Source organism: Pseudarthrobacter sp. 1G09, from assembly GCF_050038305.1.
In the GTDB taxonomy this organism is placed as follows: Bacteria; Actinomycetota; Actinomycetes; order Actinomycetales; family Micrococcaceae; genus Arthrobacter; species Arthrobacter equi.
This window is the reverse complement of record NZ_CP188306.1, coordinates 777,375-797,242: the sequence shown is the minus strand read 5'-3', so window position 1 is coordinate 797,242 and position 19,868 is coordinate 777,375. Positions and strand designations below refer to the sequence as shown.

Annotated in this window: 19 protein-coding genes and 3 tRNA genes; 7 read left to right on the top strand and 15 right to left on the bottom strand. The window is 64.9% G+C overall.

Features of this window, described 5'->3' with window-relative positions:
- Nucleotides 1–28 precede the first annotated feature (28 nt).
- Complete coding sequence (locus ACP3TD_RS03770; RefSeq protein ID WP_268159479.1) at nt 29–835, top strand: exodeoxyribonuclease III; 807 nt, start codon at nt 29–31, stop codon at nt 833–835.
- 34 nt (nt 836–869) lie between these two features.
- On the top strand, nt 870–1,757 hold the full coding sequence (locus ACP3TD_RS03765; RefSeq protein WP_426765555.1) for a hypothetical protein: 888 nt from the start codon (nt 870–872) through the stop codon (nt 1,755–1,757).
- Nucleotides 1,758–1,801: 44 nt separating this feature from the next.
- Here the strand turns inward: ACP3TD_RS03765 and ACP3TD_RS03760 are convergent, their stop codons facing one another.
- The 5 genes from ACP3TD_RS03760 to ACP3TD_RS03740 all read right to left on the bottom strand — a co-directional run bounded on the left by ACP3TD_RS03760 (nt 1,802) and on the right by ACP3TD_RS03740 (nt 6,450).
- The gene (locus ACP3TD_RS03760; RefSeq protein WP_426765553.1) at nt 1,802–2,854 is read right to left on the bottom strand and encodes a LacI family DNA-binding transcriptional regulator; all 1,053 of its coding nucleotides are present in this window, start codon (nt 2,852–2,854) and stop codon (nt 1,802–1,804) included.
- A gap of 127 nt (nt 2,855–2,981) precedes the next feature.
- Nucleotides 2,982–3,230 (bottom strand): hypothetical protein, encoded by a 249-nt coding sequence (locus ACP3TD_RS03755; RefSeq protein WP_426765551.1) that lies wholly within the window; start codon nt 3,228–3,230, stop codon nt 2,982–2,984.
- On the bottom strand, nt 3,227–4,123 hold the full coding sequence (locus ACP3TD_RS03750; protein WP_426765549.1) for a carbohydrate ABC transporter permease: 897 nt from the start codon (nt 4,121–4,123) through the stop codon (nt 3,227–3,229). Before ACP3TD_RS03750 ends, ACP3TD_RS03755 begins: the two co-directional genes overlap by 4 nt.
- Nucleotides 4,120–5,157, bottom strand: coding sequence for a carbohydrate ABC transporter permease (locus tag ACP3TD_RS03745; protein ID WP_015935848.1), 1,038 nt, complete (start codon nt 5,155–5,157; stop codon nt 4,120–4,122). The genes ACP3TD_RS03750 and ACP3TD_RS03745 overlap by 4 nt, the downstream gene beginning before the upstream one ends.
- Nucleotides 5,158–5,163: 6 nt before the next feature.
- Entirely contained in the window at nt 5,164–6,450 is a 1,287-nt protein-coding gene (locus tag ACP3TD_RS03740) for an ABC transporter substrate-binding protein (protein WP_426765547.1), read from the bottom strand.
- 139 nt (nt 6,451–6,589) lie between these two features.
- On the opposite strand from ACP3TD_RS03740, the gene ACP3TD_RS03735 reads away from it, so the two are divergent.
- Nucleotides 6,590–8,431, top strand: coding sequence for a glycoside hydrolase family 13 protein (locus ACP3TD_RS03735; RefSeq protein ID WP_426765545.1), 1,842 nt, complete (start codon nt 6,590–6,592; stop codon nt 8,429–8,431).
- A gap of 30 nt (nt 8,432–8,461) precedes the next feature.
- Here the strand turns inward: ACP3TD_RS03735 and ACP3TD_RS03730 are convergent, their stop codons facing one another.
- The 6 genes from ACP3TD_RS03730 to ACP3TD_RS03705 form a co-directional block, all read right to left on the bottom strand.
- A complete protein-coding gene (locus ACP3TD_RS03730; protein WP_426765543.1) occupies nt 8,462–9,073 on the bottom strand; it encodes a hypothetical protein in 612 nt (203 codons plus the stop codon).
- Nucleotides 9,070–9,726, bottom strand: coding sequence for a hypothetical protein (locus ACP3TD_RS03725; RefSeq protein WP_426765541.1), 657 nt, complete (start codon nt 9,724–9,726; stop codon nt 9,070–9,072). The genes ACP3TD_RS03730 and ACP3TD_RS03725 overlap by 4 nt, the downstream gene beginning before the upstream one ends.
- Nucleotides 9,723–10,100 carry a hypothetical protein gene (locus ACP3TD_RS03720; protein WP_426765539.1) on the bottom strand — a complete coding sequence of 126 codons (378 nt, stop codon included), beginning with the start codon at nt 10,098–10,100 and terminating at the stop codon, nt 9,723–9,725. Before ACP3TD_RS03720 ends, ACP3TD_RS03725 begins: the two co-directional genes overlap by 4 nt.
- Nucleotides 10,097–10,288 (bottom strand): hypothetical protein, encoded by a 192-nt coding sequence (locus tag ACP3TD_RS03715; protein ID WP_056076947.1) that lies wholly within the window; start codon nt 10,286–10,288, stop codon nt 10,097–10,099. The genes ACP3TD_RS03720 and ACP3TD_RS03715 overlap by 4 nt, the downstream gene beginning before the upstream one ends.
- Nucleotides 10,285–10,746 (bottom strand): Asp23/Gls24 family envelope stress response protein, encoded by a 462-nt coding sequence (locus ACP3TD_RS03710; RefSeq protein ID WP_091717909.1) that lies wholly within the window; start codon nt 10,744–10,746, stop codon nt 10,285–10,287. Before ACP3TD_RS03710 ends, ACP3TD_RS03715 begins: the two co-directional genes overlap by 4 nt.
- A 225-nt stretch (nt 10,747–10,971) precedes the next feature.
- Nucleotides 10,972–12,570, bottom strand: a complete 1,599-nt coding sequence (locus ACP3TD_RS03705) for a glycoside hydrolase family 68 protein (RefSeq protein ID WP_426765536.1) — start codon at nt 12,568–12,570, stop codon at nt 10,972–10,974.
- A gap of 593 nt (nt 12,571–13,163) precedes the next feature.
- On the opposite strand from ACP3TD_RS03705, the gene ACP3TD_RS03700 reads away from it, so the two are divergent.
- Nucleotides 13,164–15,707: a polysaccharide deacetylase family protein gene (locus ACP3TD_RS03700; protein ID WP_426765534.1), complete on the top strand. Its 2,544-nt coding sequence runs from the start codon at nt 13,164–13,166 to the stop codon at nt 15,705–15,707.
- 279 nt (nt 15,708–15,986) lie between these two features.
- Here the strand turns inward: ACP3TD_RS03700 and ACP3TD_RS03695 are convergent.
- From ACP3TD_RS03695 to ACP3TD_RS03685, 3 genes are all read right to left on the bottom strand, one after another.
- Nucleotides 15,987–16,062 (bottom strand) — tRNA-Phe (locus ACP3TD_RS03695).
- Nucleotides 16,063–16,110: 48 nt separating this feature from the next.
- Nucleotides 16,111–16,184: transfer RNA gene (locus tag ACP3TD_RS03690), tRNA-Asp, on the bottom strand.
- 90 nt (nt 16,185–16,274) lie between these two features.
- A tRNA-Glu gene (locus tag ACP3TD_RS03685) sits at nt 16,275–16,347 on the bottom strand.
- A 164-nt stretch (nt 16,348–16,511) separates the two neighbouring features.
- Between ACP3TD_RS03685 and ACP3TD_RS03680 the strand changes: the two genes are divergently transcribed.
- Complete coding sequence (locus ACP3TD_RS03680) at nt 16,512–17,546, top strand: PHP domain-containing protein (RefSeq protein ID WP_426765532.1); 1,035 nt, start codon at nt 16,512–16,514, stop codon at nt 17,544–17,546.
- 45 nt (nt 17,547–17,591) lie between these two features.
- On the opposite strand, the gene ACP3TD_RS03675 is transcribed toward ACP3TD_RS03680, so the two are convergent.
- Nucleotides 17,592–18,281, bottom strand: a complete 690-nt coding sequence (locus tag ACP3TD_RS03675; RefSeq protein ID WP_426765530.1) for a DsbA family protein — start codon at nt 18,279–18,281, stop codon at nt 17,592–17,594.
- Between the two features lie 126 nt (nt 18,282–18,407).
- On the opposite strand from ACP3TD_RS03675, the gene ACP3TD_RS03670 reads away from it, so the two are divergent.
- Together ACP3TD_RS03670 and ACP3TD_RS03665 are read left to right on the top strand one after the other, a co-directional pair.
- Nucleotides 18,408–19,430: a DMT family transporter gene (locus ACP3TD_RS03670; RefSeq protein ID WP_426765528.1), complete on the top strand. Its 1,023-nt coding sequence runs from the start codon at nt 18,408–18,410 to the stop codon at nt 19,428–19,430.
- 9 nt (nt 19,431–19,439) lie between these two features.
- Complete coding sequence (locus tag ACP3TD_RS03665) at nt 19,440–19,868, top strand: metallopeptidase family protein (protein ID WP_426765526.1); 429 nt, start codon at nt 19,440–19,442, stop codon at nt 19,866–19,868.

The window sequence follows — 19,868 nt, the reverse complement described above, 5'->3', positions numbered from 1 at the left end:
GTGCGGCAGCCACGGTAAGTTAGGAGGCGTGAAGATAGCTACCTGGAATGTGAACTCGCTCCGTGCCCGCGCCGACCGTGTTGAAGCCTGGCTCCAGCGCAGCGACTGCGACGTCCTGGCCATCCAGGAAACGAAGTGCAAGGACGACAACTTTCCCTGGGAGCTCTTCGAACGCATGGGCTACGAGGTGGCCCACTTCGGCGTGAACCAGTGGAACGGTGTAGCCATCGCCTCCCGGGTGGGGCTGGAGGACGTGGAGCGCACGTTCCTGGACCAGCCGGCCTTCGGTAAGGCGGGCAAGGACCCCGTGCAGGAAGCCCGCGCCATGGCCGCCACCTGCGGCGGCGTCCGGATCTGGAGCCTTTACATCCCCAACGGCCGCTCCCTGGATGACGAACACATGCCCTACAAGCTCAAGTGGCTCGAGAGCCTGAAGACCCACGCCCAGGGCCTGGTGACGGAAAATCCCGAGGCCCAGGTGGCACTGATGGGTGACTGGAACATCGCCCCCTTCGACGACGACGTCTGGGACATCGACCTCTTCGTCAACAATCGGTACACCCACGTCAGCCCGCCCGAGCGTGCCGCCTTCCACGCCTTCGAGACGGCCGGCTTCACCGACGTCGTCCGGCCGTACACCCCCGGCCCCGGCGTCTACACCTACTGGGACTACACCCAGCTGCGCTTCCCCAAGAAGGAAGGCATGCGGATCGACTTCGTCCTGGCCTCGAAGGCTTTGGCCGCCCGGGTCACCGGCGCCTCCATCGACCGGGAAGAGCGCAAAGGCAAGGGCGCATCGGACCACGCCCCCGTCCTGGTGGAACTGGCGGACTGATGACAACGCCCTGGACCCAGCCAAGGAGACCGCAGTGACGGGCAACCTCTACCGGGGCCAGGCAGGCCTGCCGTTTTCCTCCACCCTCCGCGTTTACGAGCCCTTGGACGCCTTCCCGCAGGAACAGCGAAAAGCCATCCAGGCGGCCGGGGCGCGCACTGCCTCACGTGCCGCCGTCGAAAACGCCGAACTCCTCGCCTCGCTGGGACGCATCACCCGCCCCGGCGGTGATCCGTTTCCCACCGGCCGCACCGATCTGGTGCGGGTCACCGCAGCCCCAGCCGCCCAGCCCGGGGGGACCGCTGACGGCGGCCCGGAGTCCGAGCCTGACCTTTTGTACTGCCCCAGCCAGCTGGTGCTCCGTGCCGGGCTGGCCGCGAATGCACTGATGGAAGGGATCCACGGCCCGCTCGCGGAACTGCTGATCCCCGAAGAACAGCGGGACAGGCACCAGGAACGCATCGACCTGGTCAAGGCGCGGGACGGTTCCACCCGGGTCCACACCAGGGCGTCCACGTGGGGCATCCCCTTCAGCTGGTTTTCGCTGTTCATGGAGTCGGACCACAAGGACGTAGTGGAGGCCGCCGGCCGGATCGTCACCGTCCGGGTGTGGGCGTCGATTACCGATGCGCTGGAACGCGCCCGTTACGCCGTCGCCAACCTTGCGCTGGCCGCCCCGGACCTCGACATGCTGGATGACCTTGCGCAGCTGACCGAATGGCTGGAGCAGTTCCATGTGGAATCGATGATTGAACTGGACTACGGATCCGTGGCGGACAAGGTCTACCCGGACGATTCCCCCACGGACATCAGGCTCGGCATCGAATGCCTTGCTGAGGGCGATATGACCGGCGCGGCTGCGGCCTACCGGCGCCTGGCCTCGCGCTGGATCCCCATCCGGCAGTTGGCCCGCGCCTCCTGAGTTCCTGCGCCCATACCCGTCCGGGCGTTCCGGCCGGGGACCGGTCAAGGCAGGGGCGGCGCCGTGGTCCTTCGGACCATCAGTTCGTGGGGCGCGACGGCGGACTGCACCGCGCCTTCCTGCCCGTCCAGTTCATCGAGAAGCATCTTGGTGGCCAGCTCCGCCTGCTCGTCCGGCCGCTGCCCCACGGTGGTCAGGCCCATGGCTTCGGCGAAGTCGTGGTTGTCGATGCCCACTACTGACAGGTCCGCCGGTACGTTGACGCCAAGGCGGGCGGCCTCAAAGATGACGCCCATGGCCATCTCGTCCGAAGCGCAGAAGATTGCAGTGGGTTTGGCCTCGGACCCGGACCACAGCCGCCGGAAGGCTTCCTGCCCGCTGCGGACCGTGAAATCTCCCCATTGGTCCCATTCCGGGCGGATCTTCAGGCCGGCGGCCGTCATCACGTCCCTGAAGGCAAGGATGCGGACCCGGGGAACATCGAAATTCAAGTCCGTTTCGTCGTCCCCATGGAGGAGGGCGATGTCCCGGTGGCCGAGGTCGATCAGATGCCGGACAGCTGTGGACGCAGCCGCGTAATCATCGATGCCGATGTAGGCGCACTCCTCGACGTGGCCACCCACCACCACCAGGGGGATGTCGATTTTTTGCAGGTGGTCCAGCTCTTCCGGGGTCAGCGCCATGCAAAGGACCAGCAGGGCGTCGATCTGCTTGTAGACCATGGTCTTGCTGAAGAGCCGTTCCCGGTTGCTGCCGTGGCCGCCCAGGTTGAACAGCGAGAGGTTGTACTGCCGGGCATGGAGTTCCCGGTCGGCCCCCTCGATGGCCTTGGAAAAGAACCATCGGCTCACGAACGGGGCCAGCACACCGATGGTTTTGGTCCTCCCTGTGGCGAGCCCCGAGGCCGAGGACGACGCCACGTAACCGAGGTTTCCTGCGACTTCCAGGATCTTCTCTCGGGTGGCCGGCGAGACCCTGGGAAGGCCCCGTACGGCCCGGGACACCGTGGCAGTTGATACACCGGCTGCGGCGGCAACGTCCTCGATACTGACACCGTTATGGCCGCCCCGCTGGGATCTCTCTGTTGTGCGTGCCACGGTGTCCCCTCAATAACTCCTTGCAGCGTAAGGCTGTCCGCCCTGCGTTACCCCCAAGACTTCGTATTTTCGCATTCTGCGTGGATGCGGTGTTAACCGCGCAGGACATAGGCCGTTCTGTGGCCGGCTACCTGCGGCCCGGAAGTTTCCTGCGGAGGCGGATCATGCCGTAGAGCGCCAGGAGGGTTGCCAGCAAGCCCAAGGCCCAGCCCAGGGCGGGTTGCGCTGTCACTTCCATCCAGACGGTGACCACCAGCAGGACCAGGGCCCAGAAGCCGAGGAACCCGATGATGATGTCGAAGTCTTCGCCCGAACGGACGCGGCGGCGGGTGCTTCCCGCTCCCGGAGCCCGGGAGCGGGAAGCGTCGCCCATCACTTGACTGCACCTGCCGTCAGGCCGGCAACAATCTTGCGCTGGAAGACCAGCACCAGGATCACCAGCGGGATGGTGACGATGGTGCCCGCGGCCATGATGGCCGTGTAGGGGATCTGGTTCGGCTGCGCACCTGCGAAGCTGGCGATGGCAACGGTAACCGGCTGGGTCCGTTCGTTCGACAGCTGGCTGGCAATCAGGAATTCATTCCAGGAGGAGATGAACGCCAGGATGGCCGTCGTGAAAATGGCCGGAGCCGCCAGCGGCATGATCACCTTGCGGAACGCCTGTCCCTGCGTGCAACCATCCACGCGTGCAGACTCCTCCAACTCCCAGGGCATCTCACGGAAGAAGGACGTCAGCGTATAGACGGTCAGCGGCAGGACGAACGAGATGTTCGGAATGATCAGCGCCTGGTAGGTACCCATCCAGCCAATGTTGGTAAAGAGCTGGAACAGCGGGGTGATCAGGGCAACACCGGGGAACATGGAAGCACCCAGGATGAAGCCCAGTACCAGGTACTTGAACCGGAAATTGAGCCGGGCCAGCGCGTACGCGGCAAAAACGCCGATGACGAGCGACACCACCGTGACAGTGACGCCAATGATGATGCTGTTCAGCAACGCCTGGCCGAACTTGTTGCCAAACGAGGTGTCGAACGCGGTGAGGAAGTTATCCAGCGTCACGTGGGTTGGCCACGGCGTCGTGTCGTAGGTGAAACCCACTTCGCGGAACGCCGTCACCACCATCCAGTAGGCGGGCGCCAGGCACCAGATCAGGATGACGGCGGCACTGATGTATGTCCTGGCGCTCGCCCACCTTTCCCGGGTTTGGGCGGTCTTGCGCGCGGCGTTCTGGTCCAGCCGCACCCCGGCGGGAGCACTTGCGGTTGTCATTTCTTCCCCTTACCGGTTGCGCCGCTTTGTTCCACCACATTGGCGCCCAGGAACCGGACGAAAATGAACGCCACCAGGAAGATGATGATGAACGTAATGGTGGACAACGCCGCCGCAGAGTTGAACCCTTGCCTGATCTGGTTGATCACCAGGATGGACAGAGTGGTGGTGTTGTTGGCACCGCCCGTGAGGATGTACGGCAGGTCGAACATCCTCAGCGCGTCAAGGGTACGGAACAGGATGGCGACCATCAGCGCGGGCTTGACCAGTGGCAGCGTAATCAGGCGGAAGCGCTGCCAGGCACTGGCCCCGTCCACCTTTGATGCCTCGTAGACTTCGGCGGGAATCATCTGCAGGCCTGCCAGGATCAGCAGCGCCATGAAAGGCGTGGTTTTCCAGGTATCGGCGATGATGACTGCCCACTTGGCGGGCCACTCACTGCCCGTCCACAGAATGGAGACGTTGAACAGCTTGTTGATAATGCCGTTGAAGTCGAACATGAACAGCCACAGCTGCGCGGTGACGGCGGTGGGAATGGCCCAGGGCACCAGGACGGCTGCGCGGACCAGGCTGCGGCCCTTGAAGGTCCGTGCCATGATCATGGCCATCCAGAAGCCCAGAACGGTCTCCAAGGCGACGGTCACCACGGTGAAGAAGAAGGTGGTGGCTGTCGCGGACCAGAACTGGCCTCCGAGAGTCCCCGGCGGGCAAGCAACTGTTCCGCCACCCTGGGCGGCACACTGCTGCCCCAACCAATTCACGTAGTTCTGGATGCCGGCAGAGCCGCCGTCCGTGAAAAGACCCGTGACGGGATCCAACCCGGCGTCCTTCTGGAAGGACATCACGATCGCGCTGATGATCGGGTACACGATCACGATGGCCAGCGCGACGACAGTCGGAGCAAGCAGCCAGGTGGCCCACCTGCCCTGGCTGGCAATCCTGTTGTCTTCACCTACCCCTTTGGGCCCGTGGTGGGCCGGGGCGGCGCCCGACGCCGGTTGCTTAACCGGCGTCGGGCCCAATTCGGTAGCCATGGCTTTTTACGATCCTGCGCCGGCGGTCTCGATGGACTTCTGCATGTCGGAGAGCGCATCCTTGGCGGGCTTTTCACCCTTCAGCGCCGCGTAGGCGTTGTCCTGGATGGCCTTGGTGACTGCAGGGTAGAAGGGCGTTACCGGCCGGGGAACAGCGTTCTCGATGGAGGTCTTGAGCACCGGCAGGTACGGCAGCTTGGCAACCAGTTCCTGGTCCTCGTACAGGTCACCGAGCACCGGGGCCAGCGAACCCTGGGTTGCGAAGAACTTCTGCTGCTCTTCTTCAACCAGGAACTTCACGAAGTCCAGGGACGTGGCCTTGTGGTCGGAGTAGACGCTGACGGCTGCGCTGTGGCCACCGAGGGAGGAAGCGCCTGGGCCGTCTTTGCCCGGGAGGGCTGCCATGCCCAGAACGTCCTTGACCTTGGAGGAACCTTCAGTGGTTGCGAGGTTGTAGACGTACGGCCAGTTGCGCAGGAACAGGAGCTTTCCGTCCTGGAAGGCGCGGCGGCTTTCCTCTTCCTGGTAGGTGATGGCTTCAGCCGGGATGTTGCCGTCCTTGAAAGCCTCCACCAGATTGTTCAGGCCCGCTTCGGCCTCGGGGGTGTTCAGGTTCGGCTTGCCGTCCTTGTCGAGAACGGATCCACCGGCGGAGTTGATGGCTTCCGAGGCGTTGACGGTAAGGCCCTCATACTGCTTGAACTGTCCGGCGTAGCAGCCCATGTTGTTCTGCTTGGCGATGGAGCACATGCCCATCATCTCGTCCCAGGTCTTGGGCGGTGTGGGGACCAAATCCTTGCGGTAGTAGAGGATGCCGCCATCGGAGGAGACCGGAGCTGCGTAGAGGGTGCCCTTGTAGGAGCCTGCCTCGATGGTGGGCTCCAGCATGCCCTTGGTGTCGATGGCCATCTTGTCCTTGAGCGGCTGCAGCCAGCCCTTGGCGGCGAACTCGGCCGTCCAAACGACGTCCACGCTGGCTACGTCATAGTCCGCGTTCTTTGCCTGGAAGTTCTGCACCAGGTCATCGTGCTGCTGGTCGGCGTTGTCGGTCTGCTCCTTGAAGGTGACCTTTTCGTCCGGGTGCGCGGCATTCCACTTTTCGATCAGCGGACGGACGACGTTGCTGTTGTCCTTGCCCTGCACGTACGTGATGGGGCCCCGGCTGTCGAGGTTGGCTTCAGCGTCGCTGCCGCCGCCCGAAGTTCCGCCACCTCCTCCGCCGGCACAGGCGGACAGGGAAAGGGCCAGAACGCCGGCCGCGGCAACCGGCAGAAGGAATCTAGGGGTTTTCATTGGCTTGAAGCTCCTCGCTGAGAGACAAGTAAGTCGACAGTGCGGTTGTTGGTGAGGTTGATGTGGTGCCTGTCACACTAGTAAGGTTGCTGCCGTTGATGCAAGCGTTTACATCAAAAAGTTACCTAAGGGGAACCAAATGTCCAACCCGTCCGTTCAAGGCCCCCGGAGCAGCAGCCGCGACTGGTGGGCCGACGCTGTGGTTTACCAGGTATATCCCCGCTCCTTCGCGGACGCTAACGGCGACGGAATGGGTGATCTCCGCGGCGTGACCGCCCACTTGCCGTACCTGGAGCGGTTGGGAGTGGACGCTGTCTGGCTCTCCCCTTTCTATAAGTCACCCCAGGCTGACGGCGGCTACGACGTGGCCGACTACCGCCAGGTGGACCCCCTGTTCGGATCCCTGGCCGACTTCGACAGCATGTTGCAGGATGCTCACGGGCGGGGCCTGAAGGTCATCGTTGACCTGGTTCCGAACCACACCTCGGATGAGCACCTGTGGTTCCGGGAAGCGCTGGCGGCGCCGCCGGGGTCCGCTCAGAGGGACAGGTACATCTTCCGGCCGGGCAAGGACTCCGAGCCGGGGTCCGGGGACGGCAACAGGCCGCCCAACAACTGGAAGTCGATCTTTGGCGGCCCGGCCTGGACCCGAATCACCGACGCCGGCGGCCAGGACGGCCAGTGGTACCTCCACCTTTTCGACACCAAGCAGCCGGACCTGAACTGGGACAACGCCGAGGTCCAGGAAGAGATGCGGTCCGTCCTGCGGTTCTGGCTGGACCGGGGTGTGGACGGCTTCCGGGTGGACGTTGCCCACGGACTCGTCAAGGAGGCCGGCTTGCCCGACTGGGACGGGGTGGCTGCCATGGTGGAGGGCACTGCCCCACACCGGGACCCCCTGCTACCGGGCGAGGCCCCCGGTGCCCACAGCGACGCCGAAGAACCGCACCGTGCAGTATCGCCGGTGTATCCGCCGTCGCCCTTCTTCGACCAGGAAGGTGTCCACGCGATCTACCGCGACTGGCACAAGGTGCTGTCCGGGTACGGTCCCGACCGCATGCTCGTGGCCGAAGCCTGGGTTGAACCGGCGGAACGGCTGGCCCGCTACGTCCGCAAGGACGAGATGCAGCAGGCGTTCAACTTCGACTTCCTGCTGGCCGGGTGGGACGCGGAGCGGATGGCGGCAGCCATCGATACCTCCCTGGCGGCCGCGGCCACCGTAGGAGCACCGTGCACCTGGGTGCTCAGCAACCACGACACCGTCCGGCACACCACCCGCTTTGGCCTGCCCGATCCCACATCGTTTACCAAAGGCATCGGCCCGGACGACGAACAGCCGGACGCATCCTTGGGACTGGCGCGGGCCCGGGCCGCCACGCTGGTGTCGCTGGCCCTTCCCGGCTCGGCCTACCTGTACCAGGGCGAAGAACTTGGCCTGCCGGAGCACACCACGCTTCCCGCCGGGGCACGGCAGGATCCCACGTTCTTTCGCACAAGGGGCGCGGAAACAGGCAGGGACGGCTGCCGGGTGCCGTTGCCGTGGACCGCCGGGGCTCCGGGCTTCGGATTCTCGGACCCTGCTGAGAACGCCGCGGAACCCTGGTTGCCGCAGCCGGACAGCTTCGGTCCGCATGCAGCGGATGTGCAGGACGGTGTTGAAGGGTCAACGCTGGAGCTGTACCGCGCCGCCCTGGCTTTCCGGGCGGCGGAGAAACTGGGTGCTGGCCCCGTCGTATGGGCAGAAGCCCATTCACCGGAGAGCGGCCTGCTGGCCTTCACCAACGGGGACGTGCTGGTGGTTGCGAACATGGGATTCGCCAGCGCCCCGGTGCCTGGCGGCTACGCCGTGGCGGTGTCCAGCGGGCCGGAGCCGCGGGCAGAGTGGGCAGACATGCAGGAGATTCCCGTGGACTGCACCGTGTACCTGCAGAAGACAACCACACTTCATCCGGGGAAGGCCCAGGGCCAGCAGCATGGCTAGGCCCGGCTAAGCCCACCCAGGAACAGTGCGTCAGCGGACCCGCTCGGCCCTGCCGAAGCGGGTCCGTGCCCCGGCGCCGATATGGATGAGGACGGGAGTCTTCCTTCCCACCACCGCGTCAAGGGCATCAACCAGCCCGGAGACTTCGGCGGCCAGAAGATGCGGCGCCACCCCCAGGCGGGGCAGCAGCCGGATCCTCAGCGTCGGGGTGCCTTTGACGTCGTAGGTGGTCACGCTGGACGAGGCGAGATCCGGGCGGCCGGCGAGCGCCTGCTTGAGCGCCTGTTCGGCCACTCCCGCGCCGATCCGGACATCGCCCGGGACTTCCCCGGGATCATATTCGGATGCCAGGAGGTTCGACCGGCCCTTACCCTGCTGGGCCACCCAGGCAACCATCAGTCCGATCAGGACCAGCAGGACCAATGCCACCACCATCCACAGCCAGCTTTCCGTCCGCCCGGGGAACCGGGTGGCGTTGAAGGCATCGTTGGCGGTGCCCCAGGCTGCCGCGGACCAGGAATGCCACCACACTGCGACGGCGGGAACGGTGGCCAGCAGGACCAGCAGGAGGCCAACCGCCAGCAGTTTCAGGCCGAGCAGCGTCAGGAGGATCCGGTTCAGGGCGGTTGGTGTGCTGTTCATGCCCCCACCACCCCGGACGGTGCCACGTTAATACGGACTTCCGGTGCTGGATCGAGCGCCATCTGCTCCACTTCCTCCCGGACGGCGGCCAGGACCGCGTCCCCCTCGACGGGCACCCCAGACGTTGGCCGGACGTTCACTATGACCTGGCGCTGCGAGACCACCACCATGACCTGCTCCGGCGTAACGTTTGCGGCCAGCCGTGCCCGGCGGGCCAGCGACGAAGCGATCACTTCGTCGTCAATGACGACGGCGGGACGACCGGATTCGAGCCAGCCGCCGGCGAGCGTGTGCCTGGCGCGGCGTCCCGGAGCCACGCCGTTGAGGAAAAAGACCAGCCCCACCATGGCAAGGACGGCGCCGATGGCACCCAGCAGCAGGGGTGAAATCCCGGCGGGAAGCGCCGTCAGCCGCTCTGCGGCGACCTGGGGTTCGATCAGCCAGGGCGGCTGGCCAATGGCGTGCACCGCAGCCTCCAGCAGCCCGTACCCGGCCAGCGCCATGACCACCACAGCGGCAACGATGGCGACGCCGGCACGCGTCGAACGTGTTTCCCGGCGCACGATCCGGGCCATGTCCGGGCTCCGGCCATTGTGGCGTCCGCCCCTGCCGACGCGGGCGTCGCTGCCCCGTGTCTCCACGCTGCCGCTCACTGCACCCGACCTCCTTCGCTGATCCTTGCCCCGCTGATCCTGATGTCCACCCGGCTCAGGCTTGCTCCGCTGAGCTCGGTCACCGTGGCCAGGATGCGGGCCTTGGCCTGCACCGTACGCTGCCAGATGGAACCTCCCACCAAGTCAATCCGCCCCGGCTCCATCGCCGCCTGCAGCGGGGGGACCCTGATAGGCGTGACAAGGGACAAAGCCAGCAGCCCGTCGTCGTCCGCCCAGTCGGCACGGACGTCCTGGGCCTCAACGCCGAACTCGCGGGCCGCCGCGGCCTTGGCGAGGCTGGTCAGCGCCTGCGTGCTGATCCGGTTATGGCCGTTGAGCGCCTGCCCCGGCACTGCCGGCGCCGGCGCGCTCATGACGATGAACGCCGGCCCGTGATGGCGTCAAGGACGCCGCGCAGGTCCAGCTTCCCTTCGGCGGCACGGCCCAGGAGCGCTCCGATGGCCATGAAGAGCAAGGAGACCAGGAAGCCCCAGAGTCCGAACTGCAGGGACATGAAGGCAACAAAGGCACCCATCGCGATGCCTGCCACGGTGAGGTTCACAGCAATGCCTCCCTTTCCGGAGAGCCGGAGACTGCCGGTTTGACGGGCGGCGGCACGTAGACGTCGGTGACCTCCACGTTCACCTCAATGACCTGAAGCCCTACGAGTTCCTCCACGGCCCGGTAGACCGCGGCGCGGACCTGGTTGGCCAACGAATGCAGGGGCGTGCCATAACTGGCAACCAGGCTGATGTCGACAGCCACCTGCGTTTCGCCGACTTCCGCCCGGACTCCCGTGGCATGGTCGGTGCTGCCCACGGCGTCCCGGATGGCACCCAGCGCCCGGGACGGGCCCGAACCAAGGGAGTAGACACCGGGGACCGCCCTGGCGGCGATACCGGCAACCTTGGCCACGGCGGTTTCGGAAATGACGGTGCGGCCCGGCCCGGGCACCGCAGCGGGAACCGGCACGGCCCCGCGGTGGACACCCGGTGTGGGTTGTGGGTTCTGGTATTCCATCAGGCACTCCCCCTTCTTTTGTTTCCAACCCTATCCCCAGCCTGCGGTGCTGTGCTGGAATCGCTCCGCGACAGGTGCAGTGGAATCGCGGGGATGTCGGTGCGGGGCATGACAACAGTTGAGCGGGACAGTTAAATGGCCCAGGCGGGGAGGCCCCCAAGGACATCCCCGCCTGAGCGGTGCCGCCTGGATCAGGCGGCGGAAGCGGCAGGTGCCGCGGTCTTGTTACTTGTAGAGGCCTTCGCCGCCAATGCGCTTGTTGGTGGGCAGGTAGCCGAACGGGCCAAGGCCGTTCTGGCCGAAGCTGCGGTCCACCTGGGTCACGCCGTTCTTGAAGTTGATCTTGACGGTCGGGGACAGGGATCCGCCGCGGACGCCGTTGACGTTGTCGATGAACGACTGCACCAGGCCGTTGGGCTGGACGTAGTGCGAGTATGCCTGGAACTGCCGGCCATTCTGCTGGCCCGAGATACTTCCACTCGGGTTATTGGCCGGAAGGTTGAGGTCGGTGGGTGAGCCGAGCGCCAGGCCGCTGTTGTTGACCGGCTGGTAGTCGGAGCGGATTCCGTCGCCCACGAAGCCGTAGACGCCGTCGGGACCGCGCATGCCGTCCGCGTACGTGAACTGGTGGCTGATTGTGTACAGGTAGTACTTGTTCTTGCCGTTCTCGTTCTGGATGAAGATCTGCGGGCGCTCAGTCTGGTCGTTAACGCAGTTGGCGGACAGGATCGGCGGCAGGAAGGACCACTTGGTGAGGTCCTTATTGTCGGCCACGGCCAGGCCCACGTTGGCGGTCTGGTAGTGCGACCCGGTGTTCTGGACATCGGTCAGGCTCTCAGCGTGCGGATCGCCCGGCTGGTAGCCCAGGTCCTCGCCCTTGCACTGGTAGTCGCCGCGGTTTCCGGCGGTGTTGCCTTCAAAAACCATGTAGGTCTTGCCCGGGTGGGCCGGGTCAGCGAAGGTGTACGGGTCGCGGAAGGCGAAGCCCGGGTTCTGGGCTTTGTTCTGGTACAGCTTGCCGTCCGGTTCCAGCAGCTTGGTGTGCTGGAAGCCGTCGAACGTCACGCCGTTCTTATCGGCATGGATCTTGCCCAGTGCCTTGGCGATTGCGGCGTCGGGAGCGATTCCGCCACCACCGGCGTTGCGCTCTGCCACATCGTGGAACGTGGTGGCGGTGTAGAAGACGTTGACCTGGTTGCCCTGCATGAGGCGGGTGGAGCCGGACCATTCGGTGTTGCCGATGGACGTGTTGTCCAGGAACAGGTGTCCGCCGTAGTTCCACTTGTCTTTGGCCGGATCGGCGTTGGTCTTGCGGAAGAAGTATCCGATGCGGGCGTTCCAGTGGCGCTGGTCGAAGCCGTAGCCGGCGTGGCGGTCGGCCACCAGGGAGAAGATGACGTCGTAGCCCTTGTAGCTGATCTGGTTGGCGTTCTCATCCGTCAGGGACCAGGTGTCCCAGACCCAGACGTCGTCGTTCATGGCGGGGAAATCTTCAGGGATTTCCGGCATGGTGACGTCGGGGCTCATGGAGTTCTGGCCCGGTGCAACGGAAGTGTTGCTCTGCGCCATGATCTGCTTGGCGTCCGCACGGGTCCACTTCGAGGTGAAGTCCGACGCCGGGTCGACAGCCTGCTGCGTGTGCTTGGTGGGGAGGGGGAAGCCGGGCGTAGGCGACGGGAGCTGCTGGGCGGCCGGCGGGTCAGCGGGTTCGTTGGCCTGCGCCGAGGGGACGGCCAGGAAGGCCGAGGCCGCAACGGACGCCGCCAGGGCTGCGGCGGCGGTCCGCCACCGCAGCTTCCGGGGTGGTTGGGGGTGCTTGTGCATTTTTGCTCTTCTCGCGGAGTTCAAACTGTTCGTGGAAGGCGGGCGGATGCCCTGGTTCCCCACACTCCGGCGGATCCCCCGGCGGCACGGCAGGCGTCGTCGGGGACGCCTTTGTAACGGGGGGCGGGACTTGGGTGGAGTCCCGAAGCGGGCCCTGGCGACATCGGGGCGACGTCCGGGCCGGTGTCCACGCTAGGCAGCGCCGGGAGCACATTTCAAAACGTGTGTCGGCGCTCGAAAACCTAGTTCGACTCATATGTGCAAGCGCTTACGCAATCTAAGGCGCGCGCGTGCCACAACGATTTTTCACAGTCAAATGTTTCAGATGTCTGACAAATCCTTTTGCGGCTCCCCTGTCACAGGGGACTCGGCTGCCCCGGCGGACCGGGGCAGCAGGAGGGTCAATAGAGTGGTTCGGCGGCAAAGACAGGTAGCGGGCACTCATGCCGCATTAACCCAACAAATATATTTTGGGAGCAGTCGGCCAGCCAGAGGCTGGGATGGCAGACAGCAAACGCCCGTTCCGGTTTCGATCGGGCCATTCCGGGTAGGGGGTGGGCCGGCAAGCCGCTGTTCTGAATCGAGTTAATCGCATGGAACGATCAATGCAGCGCGCCCCGAAAGGCCAGCCCCTGCAAAAAGCCCCTCCACCGGCCAAAGGCCGCTGGAGCATCCCCACGTTTTCCGGGCGCCGGCTCCGGGGCACATTTAAAACCGGCCGGACCGCTGCCACCGCGGCGGGAACAGCTTTGCTGGTCCTGTCGACTTTTGTCAGCACTGTAGCCCTCGCCCCGGCCGCCCACGCTGCCGATCCCGTGGTGGTCACCCTGACCTTCGATGACGCGCATGCGGACCAGCTCGGTGCCGCGGCGTATATGAATGCCAAGGGCCTGAAGGGCACTTTCTATGTTCCCTCTGGCTTCCTCAATGCTGATGCCGCCTACATGTCAACGGCCCAGGCCCTGGCCCTGCAATCGGCCGGTAATGAGATCGGTGGCCACAGCGTCACCCATGCCGACCTTGCGTTCGCCGACACCGCTGAGGTCACCCGGCAGATCTGCAATGACCGGATCAGCCTGAGGGACCTGGGCTTCCGCATTACCAGCTTCGCCTATCCGTATGCCTCGTCGACCCCGGCCATCGAAGGCATCGTCAACACATGCGGCTACAACAGCGCCCGGGGCCTGGGCGACATCGCAAGCCACATCGCGGGAAGCGAAACGTTCCCGCTGGCCGAGACCATGCCTCCGGCAGACCCGTTCCTTACGAAGGCGCCGGACCAGATCGATAACACGTGGACCCTCCAGAACATGGAAGACCTGACCCTCAAGGCCCAACCGGGCGGCGGCTGGATCCAGTACACGTTCCACCACATCAATAAGCCTGAGGAGCCACTCAACGTCACCACTGCGAACTTCAACGCATTGATCGACTTCCTGGCGGCTGAGCAGAGCGCCGGGCGGGTCATCGTCAAGACGGTGGACCAAGTGATTGGCGGCGCTGTCAAGAACAACACCGCGGGGCCGCAGCCGCCGGCGCCCCTGACATCAGGGAATCTCATTCGAAACCCGGGTTTCGAAACAGCCGGCCCCATTGCGGGGGACGCCCCCTACTGCTGGGTTCCTGGTGGATTTGGAACCAACACCTACACCTACAGCACGGTGACGGCAGCCCACACAGGCACGGCCGCCCAGCAGGTGGTGGTGTCCTCCTACCAGAGCGGGAATGCCAAGATACTGCCCCCACAGGACACGGGTCAGTGCACCCCGACCGTGACACCGGGGCAGCGGTACTCAATGTCCGCCTGGTACACGTCAACGGCCAACACCCAGTTCGAGATCTACTACAGGACCGGCACGGGTAGCTGGCATTATTGGACATCGAGCCCATACTTCGGGCCGGCGTCCACGTTTACCCAAGCGACGTGGACTTCGCCGCCGGTCCCGGCAGGCGCCACCGCCATGACCCTGTCGCTGACGATGTTCAGCGCCGGGACACTCGTGACAGACGACTACAGCCTGACCAAGTATGTGCCTGAACCGGGGGCATTCCAGTCCATGACGCCGGTGCGCCTGCTCGACACCCGGTCCAGCGGCGGCCCCGTTGCTCCGAAGGGAACCGTGTCTTTCCAGGTTGGTGGTAACAGCGGCATCCCCGCGAACGTTGCAGCCGTGACCTTCAACCTGACCGTTACGAATCCAACGTCCAACGGCTTCGTCACGGCCTTCGCGTCGGGCACCACACGGCCCAATGCGTCCAACCTGAACTATGACACTGGGCAAACCGTTCCCAACAGTGTCACTGTGCCGGTCGGCGCCGACGGCAAGGTCACGCTTTACAGCGAGTCGACTGGCACCGCCAACCTGATTGCGGACGTTTCCGGCTACTACGCGGCAGGAACAGCTGTTGCAGGTGGAGCCTTCCGCCCAGTAGCCCCTGCGAGGTTCCTGGACACCCGGAACACGGGCACCCCCGTGGCACCGAAGGGCAGCGTGTCGTTTCAGGTGGGCGGCAACAGCGGCATCCCGGCAGGCGTTTCGGCAGTGACCTTCAACCTCACTGTTGCCAACTCCACCTCTAACGGATTTGTCACCGCTTATGCCTCCGGGACGTCCATTCCCACGGCATCCAACCTCAACTATGACAGGGGCCAGATTGTGCCCAACAGGGTCACGGTTCCGGTGGGAGCGGACGGAAAGGTGTCGCTGTACAACGAGTCCACCGGTACCGCGCACCTGATTGCGGACGTTTCCGGTTATTACATGTCAGGCCCGGTTACACTTCCCGGCATGTTCCAGCCGATAGCGCCCACCCGTTTCCTGGACACCAGGTCCGGCGGCCCGGTGGCTGCCAACGGAACCATCTCTGTCCAGATCGGCACGGTCAGCGGGGTTCCGGCAACGGCCTCGGCGACCATCTTCAACCTGACCGTGGCCAATCCGACCAGGAACGGCTTCGTCACGGCCTACCCGTCCGGCGCGTCCCTGCCGAACGCCTCCAACGTGAACTACGCCGCCGGGCAGATTGTCCCGAACAGCGTCACTGTTCCCCTCGGAGCGGATGGCAAGGTCAACCTCACGAACAGCTCAACCGGCACCACGCATCTGATCGCAGACGTCTCGGGATATTTCCTCTGACAGACGCAGGAAGCCAGCCACGCTGAGCATGTGAACTGCTCCTCGGCAGAACCTGATATCCAGGTTCAATTGCCGGGGAGCAGTCATGTTGAGGTGCACTGCCCGCTCCGGCGGCCACAAGTCACGCGCTTGTCCGCCAATCCTTCCGTTGAAAGCTCTGATGCGCGGACAAGGCCGGGACTGACTTCACAGCAGCTCCGGAAGTCCAGTTGCGAAACGGCGTTTGAAGGTGCGGTTAAAGAAGAAAAGCACCAGTTCATAAGAACTGATGCTTCCCAGTGGTGGCTCCGACCGGCGTCGATCCGGTGACCTTTCGATTTTCAGTCGAACGCTCTACCAACTGAGCTACAGAGCCTTGGTGACAAGTCACCATGACCGCCGAAATCTCTTCCGACAACCAGAGCGACCCTGACGGGACTTGAACCCGCGACCTCCGCCGTGACAGGGCGGCGCGCTAACCAACTGCGCTACAGGGCCTTGCTTTTCTTGCTTCACAGTATCTCTACTGCTTTTTTCAAGGCTTCCAGCCTACCAGACATTTTTTGTCTGTTTGACCAGTTCCTTGCGTACCCCCAACGGGATTCGAACCCGTGCCGCCGCCGTGAAAGGGCGGTGTCCTAGGCCGCTAGACGATGGGGGCCAGAACCTGTTCGGAACAAAATAAAAGGCGTAAAGCGAGGCTTTCCGTCTTTGTCCTTTGCGTTTCTCCGAACTGGACTCAACAACTATAGGGCCTACTCTGCGATTATCCAAAATCGGCCAAAAACCCGTGCCTGAACAGGAAGAACGGGTGAAGATGGACGGATGGATGCTGTCGCAGCGCTCAACGAGATCGCCTTCTGGCTGGAGCGCGGCCGCGCTGCCACCTTCAAGGTCCAGGCGTTCCGCAAGGCCGCCGCGGCCATCAGCGCCCTGCCGCCGGATCAAGTGGCTGCGCGGGCGCGGAACGGCCGGCTGAAGTCAATGAAAGGCATCGGTGACCGGACTTTCCAGGTGATCCAGCAGGCGGTGGACGGGGCCGTCCCGGACTACCTCGCTGACCTCCGCGAGAAAGGCGCACAACCGCTGGCCACCGGCGGAGCCGCCCTCCGAAAAGCCTTGCGCGGCGACCTGCACAGCCACAGCGAATGGTCCGACGGCGGCTCCCCCATCGACGTGATGGTTGCCGCCGCGGAGGTTCTGGGCCGGGAGTACCTGGCCCTGACCGACCACTCCCCCAACCTGACCATTGCCAACGGCCTTTCCGCCGAACGCCTGGCGAAGCAGCTCGACGTAGTCGCCGCCATCAACAACGGCAGCAAGGACGTCGGCCCGCACGAGAGCACGGTCCGGCTGCTGGCGGGCATCGAAGTGGACATCCTGGAATCCGGTGAGCTGGACCAGGACCCGGAGCTGCTGGACCGGCTGGACATCGTAGTGGCCAGCGTCCACTCGAAGCTTAGGGCAGACCGTAAAACCATGACCGCGCGGATGCTCGGCGGCATCCTGGCACCGCACACCAACGTCCTGGGCCACTGCACGGGCCGGCTGGTGGAAGGCTCGCGCGGCACCCGCCCCCAGTCCGACTTCGATGCCAAGGAAATATTCGCCGCCTGCGCCGAGAACAATGTTGCCGTCGAGATCAATTCCCGGCCGGAGCGGCAGGACCCGCCGGATGACCTGATCAAGCTGGCCCTGGAAGCAGGCTGCCTGTTCTCCATCGACAGCGACGCGCACGCGCCCGGGCAGCTGGATTTCCTCCAGTACGGGGCCGAGCGGGCCGAACGCAATGACGTGCCACTGGAGCGGATTATCACCACCTGGCCGGTGGACAAGCTCCTTGACTGGGCGGCCACGTAGATCCCTCCCAGTCAACTTGACGTCGGCGGCGCTGACGTGCTGCGTCTATTTGACGGCGTCGGCGAGTTTCTGCCGGAAATCGGCTTTGGTGGTGAGCGTCAGTTTCTCGCCGTTGAGGAAGAAGGTGGGCGTCCCATGGACGCCCACCGCCTCGCCGTCGGCAATGTCCGCCAGGACGCGCTCTTCGGTTTCCTGGTCAGCCACGGCTGCATCGAACTGCGCCAGGTCCAATCCGAGTTCCTCCGCGTACGTGCGGAACAAGGGGGCCTGTGACTGTTGCTGCCCGGCCCACTGCGGCTGGGTGTCGAACAACCTGTTGGCCATTTCCTGGTACTTGCCCTGCTGGCTTGCCGCCTCGGCAGCGAGCGCCGCCTGGCCGGAGTTGGCGTGGGCCGCCAGCGGGAAGTGCCTGTTCACGAAGGTAATCCTGTCGCCAAACTCGGCTTTGAGCTCTTCCACCACGGGATGGATGGACCCGCACGCTGGGCATTCGAAATCCAGGAACTCCACCAACTGCGCCTTTTCCACGGCCGGCGCGGTGAGGCGGTAGCTGTTCTCCCGGACGAGCTGTTCGGACCCCGATCCCGGCGCGGGCGGAGCCGCATCTTGCTCCTTGGTCGCGGCGAACACGGCGTACCAGGCCACTCCACCGATGACGGCGGCTGCCAGCACAATCCAGATCACTGTCCTGACGAGGCGTGCGGCATCACGGGGTGGGGCAGGGCTTGAGACCATGTTTCGCATCCTAGCCGAGGCCGGGAGTGGCCCCGCCCCTCGGCCAGCTCCACTTTGGCAGGAAGTTGGCCAGACGTGGCCGATTTCCGCCAGCCCGGGCCCGGCCTGCGCGACTAGATTGGGCTCATGCCTTCCACTACCCCTGTCAGCAGTCCCGCTTCGGCGTCATCGGCGGCCGCCCCGGTCAAGGCCCTGGGCATCGCTGCCATGGCGGTCACCGTGGTCCTGTGGGCTTCGGCGTTCGTGGGTATCCGCGCCATCGGCCCGCACTTCTCCCCCGGCTCCCTGACGCTGGGCAGGCTGGTGATTGCCGCCGTCGTACTCGCCGCCGTGGCGCTGCCGAAAATACTGAAGACCCGCCTCGTGCCGCGGGGCCGCGAGTGGTGGCCCATCCTGGCGTACGGGGTGATGTGGTTCGGAGGCTACAACGTGGCGCTGAACGCTGCCGAGCATGTCCTCGACGCAGGTACCAGCGCCTTGCTCATCAACGTCAATCCCATCCTGGTGGCCATCATGGCCGGCATCTTCCTTAAGGAAGGCTTTCCGCGCTGGTTGCTCATTGGCAGCACCATCGCTTTCGCCGGCGTCGCCCTTATCGCGCTGGGGTCCGGTGCACCCGGCCGGCCAGGGGAAAGCGCGACGGCGGACATGGCCGGCGTGCTGCTCTGCCTCCTTGCCGCGGTGCTCGCCGCAGTCAGCGTCATCATCCAGAAGCCGGTGCTGCGGAAGTTTCCCGCTGCCCAGGCCACGTGGTTCGGCATCCTGGTGGGCGCGGTATGCTGCCTCCCCTTCGCCGGGCAGCTGGTGTCCGAGGTGCAGGCCGCACCGCCTGCGGCAACCGCGGGGCTGGTATACCTGGGGATCTTTCCCACAGCCATTGCCTTCACCACCTGGGCCTACGCGCTGTCGCTGGTGGACGCAGGAAAGCTGGCGGCCACCACCTACCTGGTCCCCGGAACTACGGTGCTGATTTCATGGCTCCTGCTGGGCGAGATCCCCACGGCCTGGGGCCTGGTGGGCGGGCTGGTGTGCCTGGTGGGCGTCAGCCTGACGCGCCGCCGGACCCGCACCCGCCGCGGCGCTGCCGGTGGGGCTGCCGGGGATGTTTCATCGCAAAATCCGGCCGTCCCGGGGGACGATCGGGACTAAAGTCGAGGTATGCCTGAAAGCCTTCCGCCCGGTCTCCCCATCATCCCGGAGGGCCCGCACGAACCGCGGGGTTTCACCATGTCCCCGGACGAGTTCGAGGCCGCCGTCTCCGACGCCCTGGACAGCATCCCAACGAAGCTGGCGCGGGCCATGGACAACGTGGCCGTCTTCATTGAGGACGACTACGAACCGCGCCCGGGAGACGACCCCGACACCGTGCTGCTGGGCCTGTACGAGGGCGTGCCCCTGACCGAACGGGATTCCTGGTGGGACGCCGGATCACTGCCCGACCGGATCACGATATTCCGCGAACCCATCCTCGATATCTGCGATTCGCGCGGGGATGTCATCCACGAGGTGGCAGTGACGGTGGTCCACGAGATCGCACACCATTTCGGCATTTCGGACGAGCGGCTGCACGAGCTCGGCTGGGGCTAG